The following is a 20,305-nucleotide window of genomic DNA, read 5'->3' on the forward strand; positions in this document are numbered from 1 at the left end:
CGCAGGTGCCAGGGCTCAAATGCGGGTAATCTCTAGGGGTACTTTGCCGGTCCCAAGGACCGGCTGCCAACTTACCTAGGGGTTGTTTAAACTTGCCCAGACTCCAGCAGACCGGGGCCGCCAGGCCGCGGAGGGCCACGCTCATCGGAGCGTTGCTGGCTTTTGCCGCCATGCTCCTCGGTGCCGTGGGCGCCGCCGCCGCGCCTCCTCCGGCGCCCGCGGCCGTTGCCGCCCCGAACGCCGCCGCTCCGACGGCCCTGGCCGGAAAGACGTTCGTCATCGGCACGGACACCACCTTCGCCCCGTTCGAGTTCCGGGACGCCGGCGGTGAGCTGACCGGCATCGACATGGACCTCATCCGCGAGATCGCGAAGAAGCAGGGGTTCGCCGTCGAGATCAAGTCCCTCGGCTTCAACGCGGCCCTGCAGGCGCTGTCCTCCAACCAGGTGGACGGGGTGATCGCCGGGATGTCCATCACCGAGCCCCGCAAGCAGATCTACGACTTCTCCGACCCCTACTTCGAGTCCGGTGTCCAAATGGCCGTGGCCAAGGGCAACTCGGACATCAAGGGCTACGAGGACCTCAAAGGCAAGACGGTCACCGCCAAGACCGGCAGCGAAGGCGAAACGTTCGCCAAGTCGATCGAGGCCAAGTACGGGTTCACGCTCAAGTCGCTGGACCAGTCCGCCACCATGTATGAGCTCGTGAAGTCCGGCAACGCCGTCGCCGTCTTCGACGACTACCCGGTGCTGGCCTACGGGATCAGCCAGAACAACGGCCTCAAGTCCGTCACCGAGAAGGAAAAGGGCGGCTCCTACGGATTCGCCGTGAACAAGGGCAAGAACCCCGAACTGCTGCAGGCGTTCAACACGGGCCTGGCGGAGCTGAAGTCCAACGGCCAGTACCAGCAGATCCTCGACAAGTACCTCAAGGACCCCACCCAGGCCACGCCGTCGAGCTTCTGGGACCTGCTGGCCAACAGCTTCCCCGCGCTGATGAAGGGCCTGGGCAACACCGTCCTGGTCACCGCGATCTCCTTCGCCGTTGCGATGCTGATCGGCCTGCTGATGGGTTTCATGAAGATCTCCACGAACATCGTCCTGCGCGGCATCGCGACCAGCTTCGTTGCCGTCTTCCGCGGCACCCCGCTGCTGGTCTGGGCCTTTTTCTTCTACTTCGGCATCCCGCAGCTGACCGGCCAGCCGATCAACATCTGGGTGGCGGGCGTGCTGACGCTCAGCCTGAACTCGGGCGCCTACATCACCGAGATTGTCCGCGGTTCCATCCAGTCCGTGGATCCCGGCCAGCTCGAGGCCAGCCGCAGCCTGGGCCTCGGCTACGCGAAGTCCATGCAAAAGGTCGTGGTTCCGCAGGCGTTCAAAATCATGACACCGTCCCTGATCAACCAGCTGATCATCATGCTCAAGGACAGCTCGCTGCTGCTTGCCATCGGCTTCGCCGAACTGCTCTACCAGGGGCAGCAGATCTACGCCGGCAACTTCCGGATCACCGAGACCCTGCTGATCGTCGCGGTCCTGTACTTCGTCGTCATCATGCTGCTGACCAAGCTGGCCAACGTTGCGGATAAGAGGTTCAACAAATGAGCACGGCAGTGACTGCACCGAGCAAGATCTCAGTCCGCGAGCTGCGGAAATCCTTCGGCACCAACAACGTCCTCAAGGGCATCAGCGCCGAGGTCGCCGAGGGGGAGGTGGTGTGTGTGATCGGGCCCTCCGGGTCCGGCAAGTCCACCTTCCTGCGCTGCCTGAACAAGCTGGAGGACATCACCGGCGGCCACGTGGTGGTGGACGGTTTCGACGTGACCGACCCGAAGGTGGACATCAACGAGGTCCGCCGGCACATCGGCATGGTCTTCCAGCACTTCAACCTGTTCCCGCACATGTCCGTGATCGAGAACATCATGCTCGCGCCGGTTGAATCCGGGAAACAGGGCAAGGCCGATGCCCGCGCGAATGCGCTGAAGCTGCTGGACCGCGTCGGACTCGCCGAGAAGGCCGACGCCCGCCCGGCGTCGCTCTCCGGCGGCCAGAAGCAGCGCGTGGCCATTGCCCGTGCGCTGGCGATGAACCCGGACATCATGCTCTTCGACGAGGCCACGTCTGCGCTGGACCCGGAAATGGTGGGCGAAGTGCTGCAGGTGATCAAGGACCTGGCGCGCGAGGGCATGACCATGGTGCTGGTCACCCACGAGATGGGCTTTGCCCGCGAGGTCGCCGACCGGGTGCTTTTCATGGCCGACGGCGTCATCTGCGAGCAGGGTGCTCCGGAGGAGCTGTTCGGCAACCCGCAGCAGGTGCGGACCCGCGAGTTCCTCTCCAAGGTGCTCTAAGCAGGGTGCAGGCATGACACGGCACGTCTGGCTGATCGCGCTCAAGGAGCTCGACGACGATGCCCGTGCCGTCAAGCTCGGCGAGGTCGGTGGACTGGAGCTCGGCCCGGGCCAGCGGATGTTCGTCGGCGACCCGCTGCGGATGATGCTGGTGGGGCTCGAAGAGGACTCCCGCTACCCCTACGTGCTGGACTCCGGCGGGGCCGCGGTCGGCGTTGCGACGCTGCAATCCGGTGCCGCCGGCGCCGCCGGATGGCCCGACGACGACTCCGCCTGGCTGCTGCGCGGCTTCCTGGTGGACCGGCGGCAGCAGGGCCGGGGCTTCGGTACTGCCGGCGCCCTGGCGGCGGTGCGGGAAGCCGCCCGGCTGACCGCCGCAGGCGGCGGCGGCCAGCGCGGCGTTGTCCTGTCCGTCAACGAGGCCAATCCCGCGGGCCAGGCGGCGTACCGGCGGGCCGGCTTCGAGGACCGCGGGCAGTACCTGGGCGGCGACGCTGGCCCGCAGCGGACCATGTACCGGAGCTTCTGAGGCCGAAGCGTCTTGACGCTGCCGCCGGTGGCGGCCATAGTGGCCTGACGCGGTGAGGAGGCTGCCCGATGGAATCCGGGATCCAGATTGAAGCGGTCGTCCAGGAACTGGAGTTGCCGCCCGGGCTGGCGGGGCCGGAAGCGGCGACAACGGACGTGCGTTGCTTCCTCGTTGCCCATCGGGACGGGCTCGTGTTGGTCGATACCGGGTTGCCGGGCAGCGTGGACGGGATCGGTGCGGCCCTTGACCGGGCCGGGGCCGGCTGGGACGACATCACCGACGTCGTCCTGACGCATGCGCACCCCGACCACGTGGGCGGCCTGGCGGACGTCATGGCCCGGAGCCCCGGGGCTGTGGTGCGGGCCGGCGCGGCGGACTGTCCGGCCATCCACTCCGCCGCGGCGGTGCAGCCGCTCATCGAGGGGGACCGGGTCCGGAACCTGGCGGTGCTCGCGACCCCCGGACACACCCCGGGGCACATCAGTCTGCTGCACGAGCGCGGGGCGCTCTTCGTCGGAGACGCGGTGGGAACGTTGGGCGGTTCGCTGCAGCGCGCCCCGGCCCCGTTCACCGCCGACGCCGGCACCGCGGAGGAATCGCTGCGGCGGCTGGCCGGCCTCGCCCCGGAACGAATGCTCTTCTCGCACGGGCCGGAAATCCCCGAGCCGGTTGCGGCCCTGCGGACGCTCACCGCTGGCCGGCCCTGAACCAGGCCGTCAACCACGGTTGACGGCTCGCGCCGGTGTCAACTCCTGGTTGACGCCAGGAGGTGGGGAATGGAGACATTGGTCGGTTCGCTGGACGGCAAGGGGCCCGCGGAGGCGCTCTACGCCGTGGCGGAACTGCACAAGGAACTGGCACGCACGGAAACTGAGGCGGTGCTGCGGGCGCGCCAGGCGGGCCTGTCCTGGGAAGCCATCGCGGTGTGCCTCGGTGTCAGCAAGCAGGCGGTGCACAAGAAGTACGGAAAGCGCTGACTCTCCCGGAAGCCGACGAAGGCCGGCCACGGGTGGTGAAACCCGGGGCCGGCCCTGTTATCCGCTGGCTAGACGCCGTAGTAGAGCTCGAACTCGTACGGGTTCGGACGCAGCGAGAGCGGGCGGATTTCGTACTCGTACTTGTACTCGATCCAGGTATCGATCAGGTCCTGGGTAAAGACGCCGCCGGCCTGCAGGAACTCGTTGTCCTCGGCGAGGGCTTCCAGGGCTTCCTCCAGGGTGCCCGGGGCCTTGGGGATGTCCTTGGCCTCCTCGGCGGGAAGCTCGTACAGGTCCTTGTCGATCGGAGCAGGCGGTTCAATCCGGTTGCGGATGCCGTCGATCCCGGCCATCAGCTGGGCGGCAAAGGCAAGGTACGGGTTGGAGGAGGCGTCCGGAGCGCGGAACTCGATGCGCTTGGCCTTCGGGTTTGAACCCGTGATCGGGATGCGGATGCCGGCGGAGCGGTTGCCCTGCGAGTAGACCATGTTGACCGGAGCCTCGAAGCCCTTGACCAGCCGGCGGTAGGAGTTCACCGTCGGGTTGGTGAAGGCCAAAACAGCGGAGGAGTGCTTCAGCAGCCCGCCGATGTACCAGCGCGCGGTGTCCGAGAGGCCGGCGTAGCCCTTCTCGTCGTAGAACAGCGGCTCGCCGCCGTTCCACAGCGACTGGTGGCAGTGCATGCCCGAGCCGTTGTCACCAAAGACCGGCTTCGGCATGAAGGTGACCGACTTGCCCCAGGCATCGGCGGTGTTCTTGATGACGTACTTGAACTTCTGCAGGTCATCCGCGGCGTGCGTGAGCGTGGTGAACTTGTAGTTGATCTCCGCCTGCCCGGCGGAACCGACCTCGTGGTGGCTGCGCTCAACCTCAAGGCCGACGTCGTCCAGGGCGATGCACATGGCGTCGCGCAGGTCGGCCTGCTTGTCGGTGGGGGAGACGGGGAAGTAGCCGCCCTTGACCGGGGTCTTGTAGCCGAGGTTTCCGCCTTCTTCCTCGCGGCCGCTGTTCCAGTGGGCTTCTTCGGAGTCGATCTTGTAGAAGCTGCCCTCCGGGGAGGACTGGTACTGGACGTTGTCGAAGACGAAGAATTCGGCCTCGGGGGCGAAGAACGCGGTGTCCGCGATGCCGGTGGAGGCCAGGTAGGCCTCCGCCTTCTCGGCCACGCCGCGCGGGTCGCGGTGGTACGGGTCTCCGGTGCGCGGGTTCACGATGGAGAAGTTCAGCGCCAGCGTCTTCTCAATGCGGAAGGCGTCCACGAATGCGGTGGTGACGTCCGGGATGAGCTGCATGTCCGACTCGGCGATGCCCTGGAAGCCGCGGATGGACGAGCCGTCGAAGAGCTGGCCGTGGACGAAGAAGTCCGCATCCACGCTCTTGGCGGGCACGTTGAAGTGCTGCTGGACGCCCGGGAGATCGGTGAAGCGGATATCGACGAATTTGATGTCTTCGTCCTTGATGAACTTGAGGACTTCGTCCGCAGTCTTGAACATCTATGCTCCTAACGCATATGAAAAAATCTGGCCGTCAAGCCTTATGGTCCAGCGCAGTGCAACGGCGGGGACACGCATCGGTTTCCCCGCCCGGCTCGCCGCTGGCAACTGTTACCACCCTAGGGACACGGCATTTCCCCGCGGTGTCCGCTTTGTTTCGGGCACGTTACAGAATGCGCTGGCATGTTAAAGCTAGCCGCTGTCCACACTGTGGCCTATCCGCGTCCGCGGACCGATCGCCAAAGGTCCGCCATGTGGACGGCGGGGCATGCTGGCGGAGGGTGGCGGGGAGGCCGTCGCGGAGGCCGCCCGGGAGGCCGGCGGCCGAGCGGGACACGCTGCGGGAGCGGCTAGGCTTAAGGGGTGGTTGATCGCAAAGACATAGGCTCCTGGCTCAGCGGACCGGACACGTCCGGCATCTCCCGGTACCCCGGGGAACGCTTGGGCCTGCCCGAATCCGGCCCGACGTCGATGGCCCGCGCCGGGCGCCGCATCGTCGCGATCTGCATCGACTGGGGACTCGCACTGCTGATCAGCAATTTCGCCTTTGCCGGGGACTCCTGGGCCACCCTGGCCGTCTTCGCCATCGAACAGGCCCTCCTTGTCGGAACCCTCGGCTACAGCATCGGACACCGGCTGATGGGGATCCATGTGGTGCGGCTCGGCGGCGCGGCTGCGGGACCACTCGCAGGCCTGGTCCGCAGCGTCCTGCTGTGTTTGGTGGTGCCCGCGGTCATCTTCGATCCGGACCACCGCGGCCTGCATGACAAGGCCATGAACACGGTCCTGGTCCGGATGTAGCTGGTCCCGGCCGACGGCGGCCAGCGATGTGCCAGATACAGCCGCTGATCCACCGGGGCAGCGAGTTGCCCGCTTAGACTCCGGCTGATTCCCGGGCCGCCGGTGACGCGTCCGCCGCCACCCGGACCGCCAGGTGCCCGCGCCGGCCGGCCCAGCGTTCGAAACCGACGGTGGCGAACGGGACAACCGCGGAAAGCCCGGCAAACAGTGCCACCAGGAAGGGCCAGCGCTGCTGCCGCCACAGGACCAGGGCCGCAACCGCGTAGCCGATGAAGAACGCGCCGTGGACCGGCCCGGCGATCTCCACGCCGAGTTCGGTGGTCTGAAGGACCCACTTGAAGAACATCCCCACCAGCAGCGCCGCCCAGCTAAAGGCTTCGGCGACGGCGAGGATCCGGAAGATCCTGATGGCGGCGGTCTTCGAGGATAGTTTCATGGGGGTCTTCTCCGGGTTCGGTCGTGGTCGGGCCAGGTGGCGCCGCCGTCGTTCGGTTAAAGTCGCCTGCGTGGTTCGGCGGGAGTCATACGGGGTAATGAGAAAGCGCCCCGGATCCCGGCATGAAGCCGGTCAACGGGGCGCTCCTGGAAAACTGGTCCTGAGCAAGCAGGCCTAGCGGCCGCGGGCGGCTTTGCGGTCCGGACGCGCCTTGTAGGGGTCGATGCCCTTGGGGATGGGGAGCCGGTTTCCGAGCGAAGAGATCCGCTTGGACACCGTGTTGACCTCCAGCTTGGTCAGCTCGTTCTTCATTTTGCCCATCTTCTTGGCAACCTGGCTGAGCGGCACCTGGCCTTCGCCGCGGCCGCTTTCAATCACGTGGATGGTGACGTTGGGCAGGATCCGTGCCAGCCGCTTGCGTTCGCCGTCGAGCAGGGGCTTGACCCGGTGGCTGGGGCCTTCGCTGACCAGCACAACGCCGGGACGGCCGACGGCGCGGAAGACGGCGTCCTGGGTGCGCGGATTGACGGCGACCGGCTGGTCTTCGGTGATCCAGCCGCGGCGCAGGGTGCCGAGCGCCGCGCCAGAGGCGCCTGGCTGGTTTTCGATCTGGGCGAAGGCCGCACGCTCGGCCCGGCGGGACAGGATCAGGGTGGCGGCCAGGATGCCCAGCGGGATGCCGATGATCAGGCCGGTGATCCAGTTCTCCAGCAGGAAGCCCACCAGGAAGCTGACCGCGACGACGCCGAGGAACGCCAGCAGCATCAGCCACGGCACCATCGGATCGTGGCGGCGGGTCATCTGGAAGACTTCGCCGATCTGCTTCAGCCGGCTCGGCTTCTTGACCTTGGCCGCCTTGGGCTTGCGGGAGAAGAGGCCACGCTTCGGCTCAACGGCCGAAGAACCGTGGGCTGAAGACTTGGACGTGCTGGAGTCAGGGGAATTCGCCATAGTGCCTTAATTCTACGTGATGCACGGCTCAGGGCCGGACACCGGATTGCTCCGGCGCCGGCCCTGGCGGCAGGGGTGGGACGGGTGTCTTAGGAGTGTGCGGCGAGCAGCGAGCTGGCTTCCTGCCGGGTGCTTCCGGAGGACTCGATGTGGGCGAGCTGGGCGGGGATCTCCCAGCCCTTCTTGCGCATCGCCGTGGCCCAGAGCCGGCCGGCGCGGTAGGAGGACCGGACCAGCGGGCCGGACATGACGCCGAGGAATCCGATCTCGTCGGCTTCCTGCTGCAGGTCCACGAATTCCTGCGGCTTGACCCAGCGGTCCACCGGGAGGTGGCGTTCGGAGGGGCGCAGGTACTGGGTGATGGTGATCAGGTCGCAGCCGGCGTCGTGCAGGTCGCGGAGGGCCTCGGAGATTTCCTCGCGGGTTTCGCCCATGCCGAGGATCAGGTTGGATTTGGTCACCATGCCGAGCTTGCGGCCCTGGGTGATGACGTCCAGGGACCGTTCGTAGCGGAAGGCGGGGCGGATGCGCTTGAAGATCCGGGGCACCGTCTCGACGTTGTGCGCGAAGACCTCAGGCTTGGAGTCGCAGATGGCCGCGATGTGTTCGGGTTTGCCGGAAAAATCGGGGATCAGCAGTTCGACGCCGGTGCCGGGGTTCAGTTCGTGGATCTTGCGGACCGTTTCGGCGTAGAGCCAGACGCCTTCGTCGGCGAGGTCGTCGCGGGCCACGCCGGTGACCGTGGCGTAGCGCAGGGCCATGGCCTGGACCGAGCGGGCGACCTTGGTGGGTTCGAACATGTCCACCGGGGAGGGCTTGCCGGTATCGATCTGGCAGAAGTCGCAGCGGCGGGTGCACTCGGAGCCGCCGATCAGGAAGGTGGCTTCCTTGTCTTCCCAGCATTCGAAGATGTTGGGGCAGCCGGCCTCTTCACAGACCGTGTGCAGGCCTTCCTTCTTGACCAGGTTCTTGAGCTGAACGAACTCAGGGCCCATCTGGACCTTGGCCTTGATCCAGTCGGGTTTCCGTTCCACCGGGGTGGCCGCGTTTCGCTGCTCGATGCGCAGCATCTTCCGGCCTTCTGGTGCCAGTGTCACAGTAGGGCTCCTTCATAGGTGGCAACTAGGGCATCTTCATTGTTGCGCAGTTCTTCGGTGATCCGGGACACGAGGTCGGCCGGGGAGACGTCCCGCCCGGTCTCCAGGGCGATCGTGGTGGCGCCGGCGTCGGTGATGCCGCAGGCGATGATCTGGCCGTAGGGGGCCAGATCATTGTTGCAGTTGATGGAGAAGCCGTGCATGGTCACGCCGTCGTGGACCCGGATGCCAATGGCTGCGATCTTGCGGGCGGGACCCTTGGCGTCCTGCTCCAGCCAGACGCCCGCGCGGCCCTCGATCCGGACGGCGTCGATGCCGTAGTCGGCGAGGACGGCGATGATGACGGCTTCGAGGCGTTCGACGTAATCCCGGATCCCGGCCGGGTTTTTCAGCTTGATGATGGGATACCCCACCAGCTGTCCCGGGCCGTGCCACGTCAGTTTGCCGCCGCGGTCCACCGGTACCACCGGCGTCCCGTCGAAGGGGCGTTCGTGGTCCTCGGTGCGTTTGCCGGCGGTATAAACCGGCAGGTGTTCGAGCAGTAGAACAGTGCTGGGCGCGGTCCCGGCGACGACCTTCTCGTGAATTTCGCGCTGGATGTCCCAGCCGCGGAGGTAATCGACGAAGTCGGGAGCGAGACCCAGCTGGGAGAACTGGAGAGTCATGGCATTCAGCTTAGTCCCCGGCCGTGCCGCGCACAGATTCTGTGGCGAAGCTCTCACCCTGTGGATAACTTCTGCGGCTGGGACGCAAACCGGGTAAAGATTGGCTATGGACCACGGCGAGAGGGAAGCTGCCCCGGACGTGCTGCCGGTTCCGGAGGTGCCGGGCTACGACGTCGGGCGGCTGCTGGGGCGGGGCGGCAGCGCTGCCGTCTGGCTGGGGACAGACCGGGGGACCGGACGTGAGGTCGCGCTCAAGTGTTTCGCCGTGCCCGGCGCCCCCCGGGACGTCAGCGGTGGCCCGGTCACCGGTGGCCGGTGGCAGCCGGAGGACACGGTGGAGGCCGTGCGTCGGGAACTGCGCCTCCTGGCTGCACTGGAGCATCAACACCTGGTCAAGGCCCACGCGGTCGTGCCGGTCAGCGGCGACGGATACGGCGACGGTGCGGCGCTGGTACTGGACTACGCCGCGGGTGGATCGCTGGCGGAGCTGGTCGCGGCCCGCGGCCGCCTGGCGGCGGGCGAGGCGGTCACAGTCCTGACACCGATCGCGCAGGTACTCGCGTTCCTGCATGGAAACGGTTTCACCCATGGCGACGTGTCGCCGGGCAACGTGCTGTTCAGCGACCGGGGCAAGCCGCTGCTCACAGACCTGGGCCTGGGCCGGATGCTGGCAGACCCCGGTGACACCGCCCCTGCCGGCACTGATGGCTTCAGCGACGACTCCGCTCTGGGCGCTGTCAGGGCCGGGCTGCGGCCCGAAGGTGACGTGTACGCTGTCGCCGCGGTGGGCTGGTTCTGCCTCACGGGCCGGGCGCCGGAACCGGAAACCGAGCGCCCGCCACTGTCGCTGCTGGTCCCGGATGTTCCCGCCGGCCTCGTCGATGCGCTGGAGGCGGGGCTGCGCAGCGACCGGCGGCAGCGGCCGTCCGCCGCGGAATTCGCCGCCGCCGTCTTTCGCAGTGCTCCGGCCGCGCCGGTGGATCTCTCTGCCGCCGTGCACCCTACCGTGCTCCCGCAGTTGGTGACCCGCCGCGCCGCTCCCGCGACACCCCGGGACCGCCGAATGGCGACGGTGCGTCTGCTGCGGAGCCGCCTCGGGCGGAAGTCCCTGCCGGCGGCTGGGCTGCGGGCGCGGCCGTCCGCGACTGCGCAGGGACGTGCGGCGCGGCATGCTTCCGGACCGGTCCGCCGGTCTGGTCAACGGAAGGCCGCTGCGGCGCTGTTGGTGGCGGTACTGGTCACGGCTGCCGGCGCGACCGCCGCGTGGTTGCTGCTGAGCGGCCGGCCGCCGGAGCCCGGCCCGCTCTCGAGCAGCGCGTCCGCCGCGGGTGGGGCGTCCGCCACGGCGGCTGCGCCACCCGTGCCGGACGCCTTGCGGGAACTGCTCGCCTCGGCGCAGCCGGAGGACGCCGTCCGGGGCCTCGCAGGCCTGCGCTCCTACGCGCTGAGCACGGGCAACCTCGCGCTGCTGGACCAGGTCAGCGCGCCGGCGTCCCCGGCTGCGGCTGCCGATGCCGAACTGGGATCCCGGCTGGCGGAGTCCGGGCACGTACTGGACGGATTCGAAACCCGGCTCTCGCTGGTCGAACGCCGGGCGGAAAGCACAGCTGCCCGGGCCGTGGTGGCGCTCCGTGCAGCCTCGCCGGCCTACCGCGAACTGGATGCCGCCGGCGTGGTGGTGGGCGAGGCCGCAGCCACCGACGAGCAGCGCCTGCGGTTGGTGCTGGTGCCGGTGGAGGGCCGGTGGCGGATCCAGGAAATCCTTGCCGACGCCGGAGGCTAGCGGCGGTGAACCACCCAGGGGGCAGCGTCGGACAACGACGGGTGCTGCCACCGGAACCCGGCGCCGGCAAGGGCCGCGGGTTCCATCCGCTGGCTCGCCAGCAGCAGTTCGTTGGCGAGTTGGCCCAGCGCCAGGCGCAGGACCGGGGCGGGCACCCGCAGCACAGCCGGCCGGTGCAGCGCCGAAGCCAGCCGTGCGATCAGCGTGTTGACGTCCGCGGCTTCGGGGGCGCAGACGTTGACCGGGCCGGACAGCGGCGCCGTGAGCAGGAAGTCGAATGCCCCGCACACGTCAGGAAGCGTGACCCAGGGCCAGTACTGGCGGCCGTTCCCGAACGGGCCGCCGATGCCCAGGCGCAGCAGCGTGAGCAGCCGGCCGAGGGCGCCTCCGCTGCGGCTCAGCACGACGCCCGTCCGCGGGGTGACCACCCGGATCCCGGCCGGCGCCTCATGCGCGGCGGCCTCCCAGTCCAGGCAGATCCGGGCCAGGACGCCGGTCCCCGCCGGGGCGTCCTCCCGCAGGACCGCCGGCCCCGCGTTGCCGTAATAACCGGACGCGGACTGGCTCAGGAAGACCGGCGGCGGGGCATCCGCCCGGCCCATTGCCGCGGTCAGGGTCCGGGTGGGACCCAGCCGGGAAGCGCTGAGCTCATCGATCCGGCTCCGGGTCCAGGGCCGGTCCCCGATCCCTGCCCCCGAAAGGTTGACGACGGCGTCGACGCCCTTGAGGGCCGCCCCGTCGATCCGGCCCGCCGCGGGGTCCCACTCGAACTCTGCGGGCGTGGCCGCCGGCCGGCGGACAAGGGTCGCGACGTCGTGGCCCTTGCCGCGCAGAGTCCTGCACAGGGCGGTTCCGATCAGCCCGGAGGCGCCGGCAACAAGGATTCGCATGATCCATCTCACCATGCCCGGCGCGGCAGGGAAACCTCCCGGCGCAGCAACGCCTTTGACTATGATCGAACGATGACCTCTTCGAGTTACCTCCGTTTCCCGCATCTGCACGGCGATCTGATCACCTTCGTGGCCGAGGACGACGTCTGGCTCGCACCCCTGACCGGCGGCCGTGCCTGGCGGGTCTCGGCGCGGCAACTGCCGGCCCGCAACCCCCGGTTCACACCGGACGGGAAGCGCCTGGTCTGGACGGTCATCCAGGGCACCGCACCGGAGGTCGTCACTGCCGACGTCGACGGCGGCGGCTACCGGCAGTTGAGCTACTTTGGTCACGGCTCAACCCGGGTCAAGGGCTTCACCCCGGAAGGGGACGTGGTGGTCACGAGCGCCTTCCGCCAGGCGGACAGCCGCCTCACACACGCCTACCGGTTGCCCGTCAACGGTGGCTGGGCCGCGGAGCTGCCGTTCGGCCCGGTGGAGTCCGTGGCCTACGGCACCGTCGTCGGCGACGAACGCCCCGTGGTCCTGGCCAGCGTGCTCTCCCGCGAACCGGCCTGGTGGAAGCGCTACCGCGGCGGCGCAGCAGGCAAACTGTGGATCGACGCCGACGGCAATGGCGAGTTCGAGCGGCTCGCACCGGAGCTCGACGGGAACCTCACCGACCCGATGTGGGTCGGCGGCAGGATCGCGTTCCTTTCCGACCACGAAGGCTACGGCAACCTCTACTCGGTGCTGCCCAGCGGCGCCGACCTCCGCCGCCACACCGACCACGAGGACTTCTACGTCCGGCACGCAGCCTCGGACGGCCGGCGTGTGGTCTTTGAATCGGCCGGGGAACTCTGGCTGCTGTCCGGCCTCGACGCCGAGCCGGTCAAACTTGGCATCACCCTGGGCTCCGCCTCGGAAGCCCGCCGCCCGTCGGCGCTGAAACCAGCCCGCCACCTCGGCGACGTCATCCCGGACCAGACCGGCGATTCCAGCGCCGTGGAAGCTCACGGCACACTGCACTGGCTGCGGCATAAAGACGGGCCGTCCCGGGTGGTCGAGGCCACCCCGGGCGTCCGCGCCCGGCTGCCCCGGCCCTACGGCGCCGGCCGGATCGCCTACATCGCCGATCACGACGGAGCCGAAGCGCTCTACCTCAAAACCATCGCGGCGCCCGTGCCGGGCGGCGGGGGACAGGCCACCGCGGCCGCCGTCCCGCCTGCCGCCGCACCGGAGGACCTGCCCGCCGCCGACGTTGAGCAAGGCATGTTGCCCCGGCCGGTTTCCGCCGCCTCCCTGGCGCGGCAAGGCGCCGGCGCTGCCGCCACCGTGGCGCCGGCCGACGTCGCCGCTGCCGATCCCGCCCCGGGGACAGCGGCCGACGGCCCGGCACAGCCCGAAGCTCCCGCCAGCGGGCCGCAGTCCCCGGCCACGGACCGGCCGGTCCGGATCGACTTTCCTGCCCCGAACAGGGCCAGCGCCATGGAAGCCAGCCCGGATGGCGCCTGGCTTGCCGTCGGAACCTCCTTCGGCGACGTCTTTCTCGCGGACACCCGCAGCGGGACCCTGACCCTGCTCAGCAGCATCGGGGAGGGCAGTATCGAAGGCTTCACCTGGTCGCCGGACTCGGCCTGGCTGGGCTGGTCGGAGCCCGTCACCTCCTTCGGCTCCCGCACCCGGCTCCGGCTGGCCGCCATCCCGGCCGCCGCAGCAGGGGCGGCAGCAACGCAATCGGACCGGGCGGGGAAAACCGGAATCATCGAGGTCACCGACGGCCGGTTCCGGGATGAATCGCCGGCCTTCACCCCGGACGGAAAATTCCTCGCCTTCCTGTCCAACCGCAGCTTCGACCCGGTCTACGACGGACACTCGTTCGACCTGTCCTTCCCGAGCCCGATCAAGCCCTACCTGGTGGCCCTGGCCGCGGACACGCCATCGCCGTTCGGCCCCGACATCGCGCTCACCGACGCCGACGCCGCCGAAGCCCCCGGGGCTGCCGCAGCGGCAGACGCCCCCGCCGCGGTCCGGGTCGACGCCGAGGGGCTGGGGCACCGCGTCATCAGCGTCCCGGTGCCGCAGGGCAACTACACGGACCTCACCGCGACCACGGGGGCGCTGCTCTGGCTCGACCACGAACTCGCCGGCGTGACCGGAGAGGGCCGCGCCAGCCTGGAAGACAAGAACGCGGCCCCGAGCCTGGTCCGCTTCGACCTCGCCCAACGCCGCAGCACCACGATCGTCGAGGAACTGGAGCGGTACCGGCTCACCGGCAACGGTGAGAAGGTGGTCCTGGTGCAGGACAAGCAGATCCGCGTGGTGCCCGCCGCGGCCAAGGCCGATGCGGACTCCGGTCAGCTGGTCAGTGTGGACCTGAGCCGTATCCGGGTCCGCCTGGATCCGGTCAGCGTCTGGGGCCAGGCCTTCGACGAGGCATGGCGACTGCAACGCGACTTCTTCTGGACCGAGGACATGGCCGGCCAGGACTGGGATTCCGTTCATGCCCGCTACCGGCCGCTGGTGGACCGGCTGGGCTCGCACGACGACCTGGTCGACGTGCTTTGGGAGCTCCACGGCGAGCTGGGAACCTCCCACGCCTATGTCCGTCCGGCGCCGGTGACGGAACAGGGCAGCAACGGCCAGGGCCGGCTGGGAGCCGATCTGGCCTACACCGGCCAGGGCTGGGAAATCACCCGCATCCTCGCCGGGGAGTCCTCCGACCCGCTGGCCACCTCGCCGCTGACCCGGCCGGGGGCCGATGCGCGCGGCGGAGATGTGCTGCTGGCGATCGACGGCGTTGAGCTGTCCGAGACCCTGACGCCGGCCATGCAGCTGGCCGGGGCGGCCGGCCGGGCAGTGGAGCTGACCCTGCGCAACGGGCCAGGGCACGGCGCCCGCGCCGGCGAACAACGGCGCGTGGCGGTCGTTCCGGTCAAGGATGAGGAGCGGCTGCGCTACCAGGAATGGGTCGCGGCCAACCGCCGGACCGTCCGCGACGCCTCGCACGGAACTTTCGGCTACCTGCACATCCCGGACATGATGGCCAACGGCTGGGCGCAGCTGCACCGGGACCTGGACACCGAGACCTCGCTCGACGGGCTGATCGTCGACGTCCGGCGCAACCGTGGCGGCCACACCTCGCAGCTCGTGGCGGAACTGATCGGCCGCAAGGTCACCGGCTGGAGCATGCCGCGGGGTGAGCGCCCGCGCACGTACCCGCACCACGCCCCGCGGGGCCCGGTCATCATCCTCACCGACGAGTTCGCCGGATCCGACGGCGACATCATCACCCAGGTCTCCAAGCTCCGCGGCATCGGACCGGTGATCGGCACCCGGACCTGGGGCGGCGTCGTGGGCATCGACAACCGCTTCGCCCTCGCGGACGGTACCGGGGTTACCCAGCCCCGCTATGCCACCTGGTTCAGCGGCGGGGTGGGCTGGGGCGTGGAGAACTACGGCGTTGCCCCGGACATCGAGGTGGTCTTTCCGCCGCACGCCTACGCGGCCGCGACCGACCCGCAGCTGGAGTACGGCATCGGTGCCCTGAAGGAAATGATCCAGGAACTGCCGACCGACCGGCCGCCGCTGCGGGAAGGTTACCGCAACGTCCGGCCCGCCCCGCTGCCGGCCCGCCCGGGAAACTAACCAGGGAAGCTAGCACACACACGAAGGCCCCCGCCCCGGGAAATCCGGTGCGGGGGCCTTCGGCGTCCCTTGGGGGAGCTGGCTGCTAGGCGGCCAGCGTGGCGTCCAGGCTGATCTTGATCCCGGTCAGCGCCGCGGATACCGGGCAGCCGGACTTGGCTTCCTCGGCCAGGCGCTGGAATTCGTCCTCGGAGATGCCGGGCACCCGCGCGGTCAGGGTCAGGTGGCTGCCGGTGATCCCGGTGCCGGGTTCAAACGTGACATCGGCCTTGGTGTTGACTTCCTCCGGGGCGTGTCCGGCCTGCGCCAGCGCGTGGCTGAACGCCATCGAGAAACACGCGGAGTGCGCGGCCGCGATCAGTTCCTCGGGGCTGGTCTTGCCTTCGGCTGCCTCGGCGCGGGCCTTCCAGGTGACGTCGAAATTGCCGAGCCCGGAGCTGTCCAGGGTGGTGTTCCCCGCTCCTGACATCAGGTCACCGTTCCATACAGTGTGTGCGGTGCGTGTTGTTGCCATGTCCACTCCTCAGCGTCGTTGAATCAGCGATCCGGCCAACCGGCCGATCCTGCCGTGTCCCATCCTAGGGAATCTGCACCGCCGCCGCACCCGGTGTCCGCTGCCAGGCGATTCCCGGCCCTGCGGATTCCCGCTCCCGGTGTGGCCGGAACCGGGTTAACGCCGACGGCGACGCACCCGTGTGGGGGAGCGCCGCCGTCGTTCGTGGGGGCCGGTCCTAGTGCCAGAGGGTGGCCACCGCGACGTTGATCAGGGCCATGCCGCCGACGGCGTGGGCCAGGCCGGTGGGCACCGGCTGCCCGGCCTTGGCTTTGCGGTAACCGATGATGGCCGGGACCAGGACGGCGATGGCGATGACCGACTTAACTGCGATCTTCGTGTAGTTCATGTCCGTATGGCTGGCGCCTGCGATGCCCACGAAGGCCAGGCCCGTCACCAGCTGGGCGATGGCTCCCCAGAGCTGAACGGGCAGGATGGTGGGCTTCTTGAAGGTGGCAAACCAGCCGCCCACGATGGCCGCTGCACCGAGAATGTGCAGGAAGAGCAGTACATAAACTAAGAAGTTGTCCATAACGCCAGTTTAGCGACTACCTGTCTGTAAACCGCAAAGTGCCGCCCTCCCGGCAGGGAAGGCGGCACTCATGGTGCGGTGGTGCTAGAGGCCGAGGTCGGCCTCGAAGGCGCCCTCTTCAAGGCGTGCCTTCAGCGTCTGCAGGAACCGGCCCGCGTCGGCGCCGTCCACCAGGCGGTGGTCGTACGTCAGCGACAGGTACATCATCGAGCGGATGGCAATGGAGTCGTCGCCATTCTCATCCGAGACCACCACGGCGCGCTTGACGATCGCGCCGGTACCCAGGATGGCTACCTGCGGCTGGTTGATGATCGGGGTATCGAACAGCGCGCCCACGGAACCGATGTTGGTGATGCTGAAGGTGCCGCCGGAGAGCTCGTCCGGGCCGATCTTGCCCTTGCGGGTGCGGTCCGCGACGTCGGCGATCTTTCCGGCCAGGCCGGCGAGGTTCAGGCTGCCGGCGTCCGCGATGACCGGAACCAGCAGGCCCTTGTCGGTGTCCACCGCAATCGCCAGGTGCTCGGCGTTGTGGTAGGTGATCTCCTGCTTCTCTTCGTCATAAGCGGCGTTGAGCTTGGGGTGCTGCTTCAGGGCCTCGGCAACGGCCTTCGCGATGAACGGCAGGTAGGTCAGCTTGGAACCGTTCTGGGCCTGGAAGGAGTTCTTGGCCTTGGCGCGCAGCTTGGCAACCTTGGTCATGTCCACCTCGTGCACCTGGGTCAGCTGGGTGGAGATGTCCAGCGACTCGCGCATGCGGCGGGCGATGACCTGGCGGATGCGCGGGGCCTTCTGTACGGTGCCGCGCAGTGAAGACTGATCTGCGGAGGGACGCGCTGCCGGGGCTGCAGAGGATGCGGCGGGCGCGGCGGCGGCCGGGGCTGCCTTCGCTTCGGCAGCGGCCAGTACGTCCTGCTTGCGGATGCGGCCGCCGACGCCGGTGCCGGTCAGCGAGGCGATGTCGACGCCCTGCTGGTTGGCGAGCTTGCGGACCAGGGGAGTGACGTAGCCGGACTCGGCGCCTGCAGCCGGAGCGGCCGGGCCTGCAGCGGCGGGCGCTTCCTGCTGGGGAGCTGCGGCAGGAGCCGGGGCCTCCTGCTTGGGCGCCTCCTGCTTCGGGGCTTCGGGTGCGGGGGCTTCCTGCTTGGGCGCCTCCTGCTTCGGAGCTTCCTGCTTCGGAGCTTCCGGCGCCGGCGCGGCGGCCGGGGCAGCTGCGCCGGAACCGATGACGGCCAGGACGGACCCGACCTCGGCCGTCTCGTCCTCCGCCACGCGGATTTCCTGCAGGGTGCCGGCAACCGGAGAGGGGATCTCGGTGTCGACCTTGTCGGTGGAGACTTCCAGCAGCGGCTCGTCGACCTCGACATTGTCACCGATGCTCTTGAGCCAGCGCGTGACGGTACCCTCGGTAACGCTCTCGCCCAGGGCGGGCAGCGTCACCTCGTGGCCCTCGCCGGAGGGTGCCGGAGCGGCGGCTTCGGCCGCGGGTGCGGCGGCTTCAGCGGCCGGTGCTTCAGCGGACGGTGCCTCAGCGGACGGCGCTTCGGCTTCGGGAGCCGGGGCCTCGGCGGCGGACGGCGACTCGGCCGGAGCTTCCTCTGCGGCCGGAGCGGCAGCCTCGCCGGAGCCGGAGCCGGAGCCGTCGCCGATGCGGACCAGCGGCGCGCCAACCTCGGCGGTCTCGTCTTCCGCGACCAGGATTTCCTCGATCACACCGGCGATCGGAGAGGGGATTTCGGTGTCGACCTTGTCGGTGGAGACCTCGAGCAGGGGCTCGTCCACCTCTACCCGGTCACCTACCTGCTTCAGCCAGCGGGTGACGGTTCCTTCGGTGACGCTCTCACCGAGGGCGGGCAAGTTAACGGATTCAGACATGTCGTCCCCGTTCTCCTTATTGATCTTTAGTGCGGATGAATGCTGCCTTGATCGAGCTTAGTGCACCCGGCTTTTTCGGGCCGGGCGCACTAAGCCCTGGGGTCTTGCGGTGCTGCGGGGCTGCTAGCCGTGCAGCGGCTTGCCGGCGAGGGCGAGGTGGGCCTCGCCGAGGGCCTCGTTCTGCGTCGGGTGGGCGTGGACCAGCTGGGCCACATCCTCCGGGTAGGCCTCCCAGTTCACGATCAGCTGCGCCTCGCCGATCTGCTCGCCCATGCGGGCGCCGATCATGTGGACGCCGACGACCGGGCCGTCCTTCTGGCGGACCAGCTTCACCAGGCCCGAGGTGCCGAGGATGGAGCTCTTGCCGTTGCCGGCGAGGTTGTATTCCTGGGTCTCGACCTGGTCATCACCGAACTTGGCCTTGGCGGCCTTCTCGGAATAGCCCACGGTGGCGATCTCCGGTTCGGAGTAGGTGACCTTGGGGATGTTGACGTCTTCGACCACGACCGGCTTGAGGCCGGCGATTTCCTCGGCCACGAAGATGCCCTGCTGGTAGCCGCGGTGTGCGAGCTGGACGCCGGGGACGATGTCGCCCACGGCGTAGATGTTGCCGACGCCGGTGTGCAGGCGCTCGTTGGTGATCACGAAGCCGCGGTCAATGGTCAGGCCCGCTTCCTCGTAGCCGAGGTTCGCCGTGACCGGGCCGCGGCCGACGGCGACCAGCAGGAGGTCCGCCTCGAACGTCTTGCCGTCGACGAGGGTGACCTTCACGCCGTCGTCGTTCTGCTCAACGCCCTGGAAGAAGACGCCGGTGGAGAACTTGATGCCGCGCTTCTTGAACGCCCGCTCGAAGGCCTTGACGATCGTGGCGTCTTCGTTCGGGACGAGGGAAGGCAGGCCCTCGACGATGGTGACGTCCACGCCGAACGACTTCCAGACCGAGGCAAACTCGACGCCGATCACGCCGCCGCCGAGGATGATGGCGCTCTTGGGGATGAAGTCCATCGTGAGGGCTTCGTCCGAGGTGATCACCTTGCCGCCGATTTCGAGGCCGGGCAGGGTGCGGGAGTAGGAACCGGTGGCGAGGACAATGTTCTTGCCCTTGTAGGCGGTGCCGTTCACGACGACGGTGTCGCTGCCCTGGAGCTTGCCTTCGCCCTCGATGACGGTGATGCCCTTCTTGGACTTGAGCAGTCCCTGCAGGCCCTTGAACTTGCCGGCAATGATGCCGTCCTTGTAGGCGTTGACAGCGTTGATGTCGATGCTGTCCAGGGTGACGTTGACGCCGTACTTGGCGGAGTCACGGGCGTGGTCGGCCAGTTCCGCTGAGTGCAGCAGGGCCTTGGTGGGGATACAGCCGTTGTGCAGGCAGGTGCCGCCCAGCTTTCCCTTTTCGATGAGGCCGACGGTAAGGCCGAGCTGGACGGCGCGGAGCGCAGTAGCGTAGCCGCCGCTGCCGCCGCCGAGTACCAGGATGTCGAATTCTTGCGCAGTTGCCTGATCGGCCACTTAAACGCTCCCTCGCGTGAACGATGACACGAGAGTACGCATCATCTGGTCTTGGAACCTGCCTGCCTAGAGCTGCCGGCGGACCGGTTCCCTTTCGTTTGGAATTACTTGTGTTCGGATTGCTGCTGGTGGAATCACCGCCGGTGGAACCAACGCTGTGAAGCCCACGTATTTGAAACTACGGTTCACCTTAGCGAACCACCAATCCATGCTCCACCTTGCCGTGGCGTTTGGGGACCG

General features: G+C 68.5%; 18 protein-coding genes. 8 read left to right on the forward strand and 10 right to left on the reverse strand.

Going from position 1 to position 20,305, the window contains the following annotated elements; all coding sequences use genetic code 11:
* Nucleotides 1-170: 170 nt before the first annotated feature.
* The 5 genes from AC3ANP_RS12515 (at nucleotide 171) to AC3ANP_RS12535 (ending at nucleotide 3,856) form a co-directional block, all read left to right on the forward strand.
* Nucleotides 171-1,604, forward strand: a complete 1,434-nt coding sequence (locus tag AC3ANP_RS12515; RefSeq protein WP_488333049.1) for an amino acid ABC transporter substrate-binding protein/permease — start codon at nucleotides 171-173, stop codon at nucleotides 1,602-1,604.
* Complete coding sequence (locus tag AC3ANP_RS12520) at nucleotides 1,601-2,350, forward strand: amino acid ABC transporter ATP-binding protein (protein ID WP_488330491.1); 750 nt, start codon at nucleotides 1,601-1,603, stop codon at nucleotides 2,348-2,350. The genes AC3ANP_RS12515 and AC3ANP_RS12520 overlap by 4 nt, the downstream gene beginning before the upstream one ends.
* Nucleotides 2,351-2,363: 13 nt before the next feature.
* Complete coding sequence (locus AC3ANP_RS12525) at nucleotides 2,364-2,879, forward strand: GNAT family N-acetyltransferase (RefSeq protein ID WP_488330492.1); 516 nt, start codon at nucleotides 2,364-2,366, stop codon at nucleotides 2,877-2,879.
* A gap of 68 nt (nucleotides 2,880-2,947) precedes the next feature.
* The gene (locus AC3ANP_RS12530; protein ID WP_488330493.1) at nucleotides 2,948-3,586 is read left to right on the forward strand and encodes an MBL fold metallo-hydrolase; all 639 of its coding nucleotides are present in this window, start codon (nucleotides 2,948-2,950) and stop codon (nucleotides 3,584-3,586) included.
* Between the two features lie 69 nt (nucleotides 3,587-3,655).
* Complete coding sequence (locus AC3ANP_RS12535; protein WP_488330494.1) at nucleotides 3,656-3,856, forward strand: AsnC family protein; 201 nt, start codon at nucleotides 3,656-3,658, stop codon at nucleotides 3,854-3,856.
* A 68-nt stretch (nucleotides 3,857-3,924) separates the two neighbouring features.
* Here AC3ANP_RS12535 and glnA read toward each other — a convergent pair whose 3' ends face one another.
* Nucleotides 3,925-5,349 (reverse strand): type I glutamate--ammonia ligase, encoded by a 1,425-nt coding sequence (glnA, locus tag AC3ANP_RS12540; RefSeq protein WP_488330495.1) that lies wholly within the window; start codon nucleotides 5,347-5,349, stop codon nucleotides 3,925-3,927.
* Nucleotides 5,350-5,712: 363 nt separating this feature from the next.
* On the opposite strand from glnA, the gene AC3ANP_RS12545 reads away from it, so the two are divergent.
* Nucleotides 5,713-6,150: an RDD family protein gene (locus AC3ANP_RS12545; protein WP_488330496.1), complete on the forward strand. Its 438-nt coding sequence runs from the start codon at nucleotides 5,713-5,715 to the stop codon at nucleotides 6,148-6,150.
* Nucleotides 6,151-6,223: 73 nt separating this feature from the next.
* On the opposite strand, the gene AC3ANP_RS12550 is transcribed toward AC3ANP_RS12545, so the two are convergent.
* The 4 genes from AC3ANP_RS12550 to lipB form a co-directional block, all read right to left on the reverse strand.
* Nucleotides 6,224-6,586 (reverse strand): DUF3817 domain-containing protein, encoded by a 363-nt coding sequence (locus AC3ANP_RS12550; RefSeq protein WP_488330497.1) that lies wholly within the window; start codon nucleotides 6,584-6,586, stop codon nucleotides 6,224-6,226.
* 174 nt (nucleotides 6,587-6,760) lie between these two features.
* Nucleotides 6,761-7,537 carry a DUF4191 domain-containing protein gene (locus AC3ANP_RS12555; protein WP_488330498.1) on the reverse strand — a complete coding sequence of 259 codons (777 nt, stop codon included), beginning with the start codon at nucleotides 7,535-7,537 and terminating at the stop codon, nucleotides 6,761-6,763.
* Nucleotides 7,538-7,626: 89 nt separating this feature from the next.
* On the reverse strand, nucleotides 7,627-8,634 hold the full coding sequence (gene lipA / locus AC3ANP_RS12560; RefSeq protein ID WP_488330499.1) for a lipoyl synthase: 1,008 nt from the start codon (nucleotides 8,632-8,634) through the stop codon (nucleotides 7,627-7,629).
* Nucleotides 8,631-9,299, reverse strand: coding sequence for a lipoyl(octanoyl) transferase LipB (lipB, locus tag AC3ANP_RS12565; RefSeq protein ID WP_488330500.1), 669 nt, complete (start codon nucleotides 9,297-9,299; stop codon nucleotides 8,631-8,633). Before lipB ends, lipA begins: the two co-directional genes overlap by 4 nt.
* Nucleotides 9,300-9,405: 106 nt before the next feature.
* Here lipB and AC3ANP_RS12570 point away from each other — a divergent pair, with 106 nt between their 5' ends.
* Nucleotides 9,406-11,082 carry a serine/threonine-protein kinase gene (locus AC3ANP_RS12570; protein WP_488330501.1) on the forward strand — a complete coding sequence of 559 codons (1,677 nt, stop codon included), beginning with the start codon at nucleotides 9,406-9,408 and terminating at the stop codon, nucleotides 11,080-11,082.
* On the opposite strand, the gene AC3ANP_RS12575 is transcribed toward AC3ANP_RS12570, so the two are convergent.
* On the reverse strand, nucleotides 11,079-11,972 hold the full coding sequence (locus AC3ANP_RS12575; protein WP_488330502.1) for a TIGR01777 family oxidoreductase: 894 nt from the start codon (nucleotides 11,970-11,972) through the stop codon (nucleotides 11,079-11,081). The genes AC3ANP_RS12570 and AC3ANP_RS12575 overlap by 4 nt on opposite strands.
* A gap of 72 nt (nucleotides 11,973-12,044) precedes the next feature.
* Between AC3ANP_RS12575 and AC3ANP_RS12580 the strand changes: the two genes are divergently transcribed.
* The gene (locus AC3ANP_RS12580) at nucleotides 12,045-15,599 is read left to right on the forward strand and encodes a S41 family peptidase (protein WP_488330503.1); all 3,555 of its coding nucleotides are present in this window, start codon (nucleotides 12,045-12,047) and stop codon (nucleotides 15,597-15,599) included.
* 85 nt (nucleotides 15,600-15,684) lie between these two features.
* Here AC3ANP_RS12580 and AC3ANP_RS12585 read toward each other — a convergent pair whose 3' ends face one another.
* From AC3ANP_RS12585 to lpdA, 4 genes are all read right to left on the reverse strand, one after another.
* Nucleotides 15,685-16,113 carry an OsmC family protein gene (locus AC3ANP_RS12585; protein WP_488330504.1) on the reverse strand — a complete coding sequence of 143 codons (429 nt, stop codon included), beginning with the start codon at nucleotides 16,111-16,113 and terminating at the stop codon, nucleotides 15,685-15,687.
* 217 nt (nucleotides 16,114-16,330) lie between these two features.
* Nucleotides 16,331-16,684, reverse strand: coding sequence for a hypothetical protein (locus tag AC3ANP_RS12590; RefSeq protein ID WP_488330505.1), 354 nt, complete (start codon nucleotides 16,682-16,684; stop codon nucleotides 16,331-16,333).
* A gap of 84 nt (nucleotides 16,685-16,768) precedes the next feature.
* Nucleotides 16,769-18,556: a 2-oxoglutarate dehydrogenase, E2 component, dihydrolipoamide succinyltransferase gene (sucB, locus tag AC3ANP_RS12595; protein ID WP_488330506.1), complete on the reverse strand. Its 1,788-nt coding sequence runs from the start codon at nucleotides 18,554-18,556 to the stop codon at nucleotides 16,769-16,771.
* A gap of 123 nt (nucleotides 18,557-18,679) precedes the next feature.
* A complete protein-coding gene (gene lpdA / locus AC3ANP_RS12600; RefSeq protein WP_488330507.1) occupies nucleotides 18,680-20,065 on the reverse strand; it encodes a dihydrolipoyl dehydrogenase in 1,386 nt (461 codons plus the stop codon).
* Nucleotides 20,066-20,305: the final 240 nt, after the last annotated feature.

Source organism: Arthrobacter sp. JB02-1C (genome assembly GCF_057748045.1).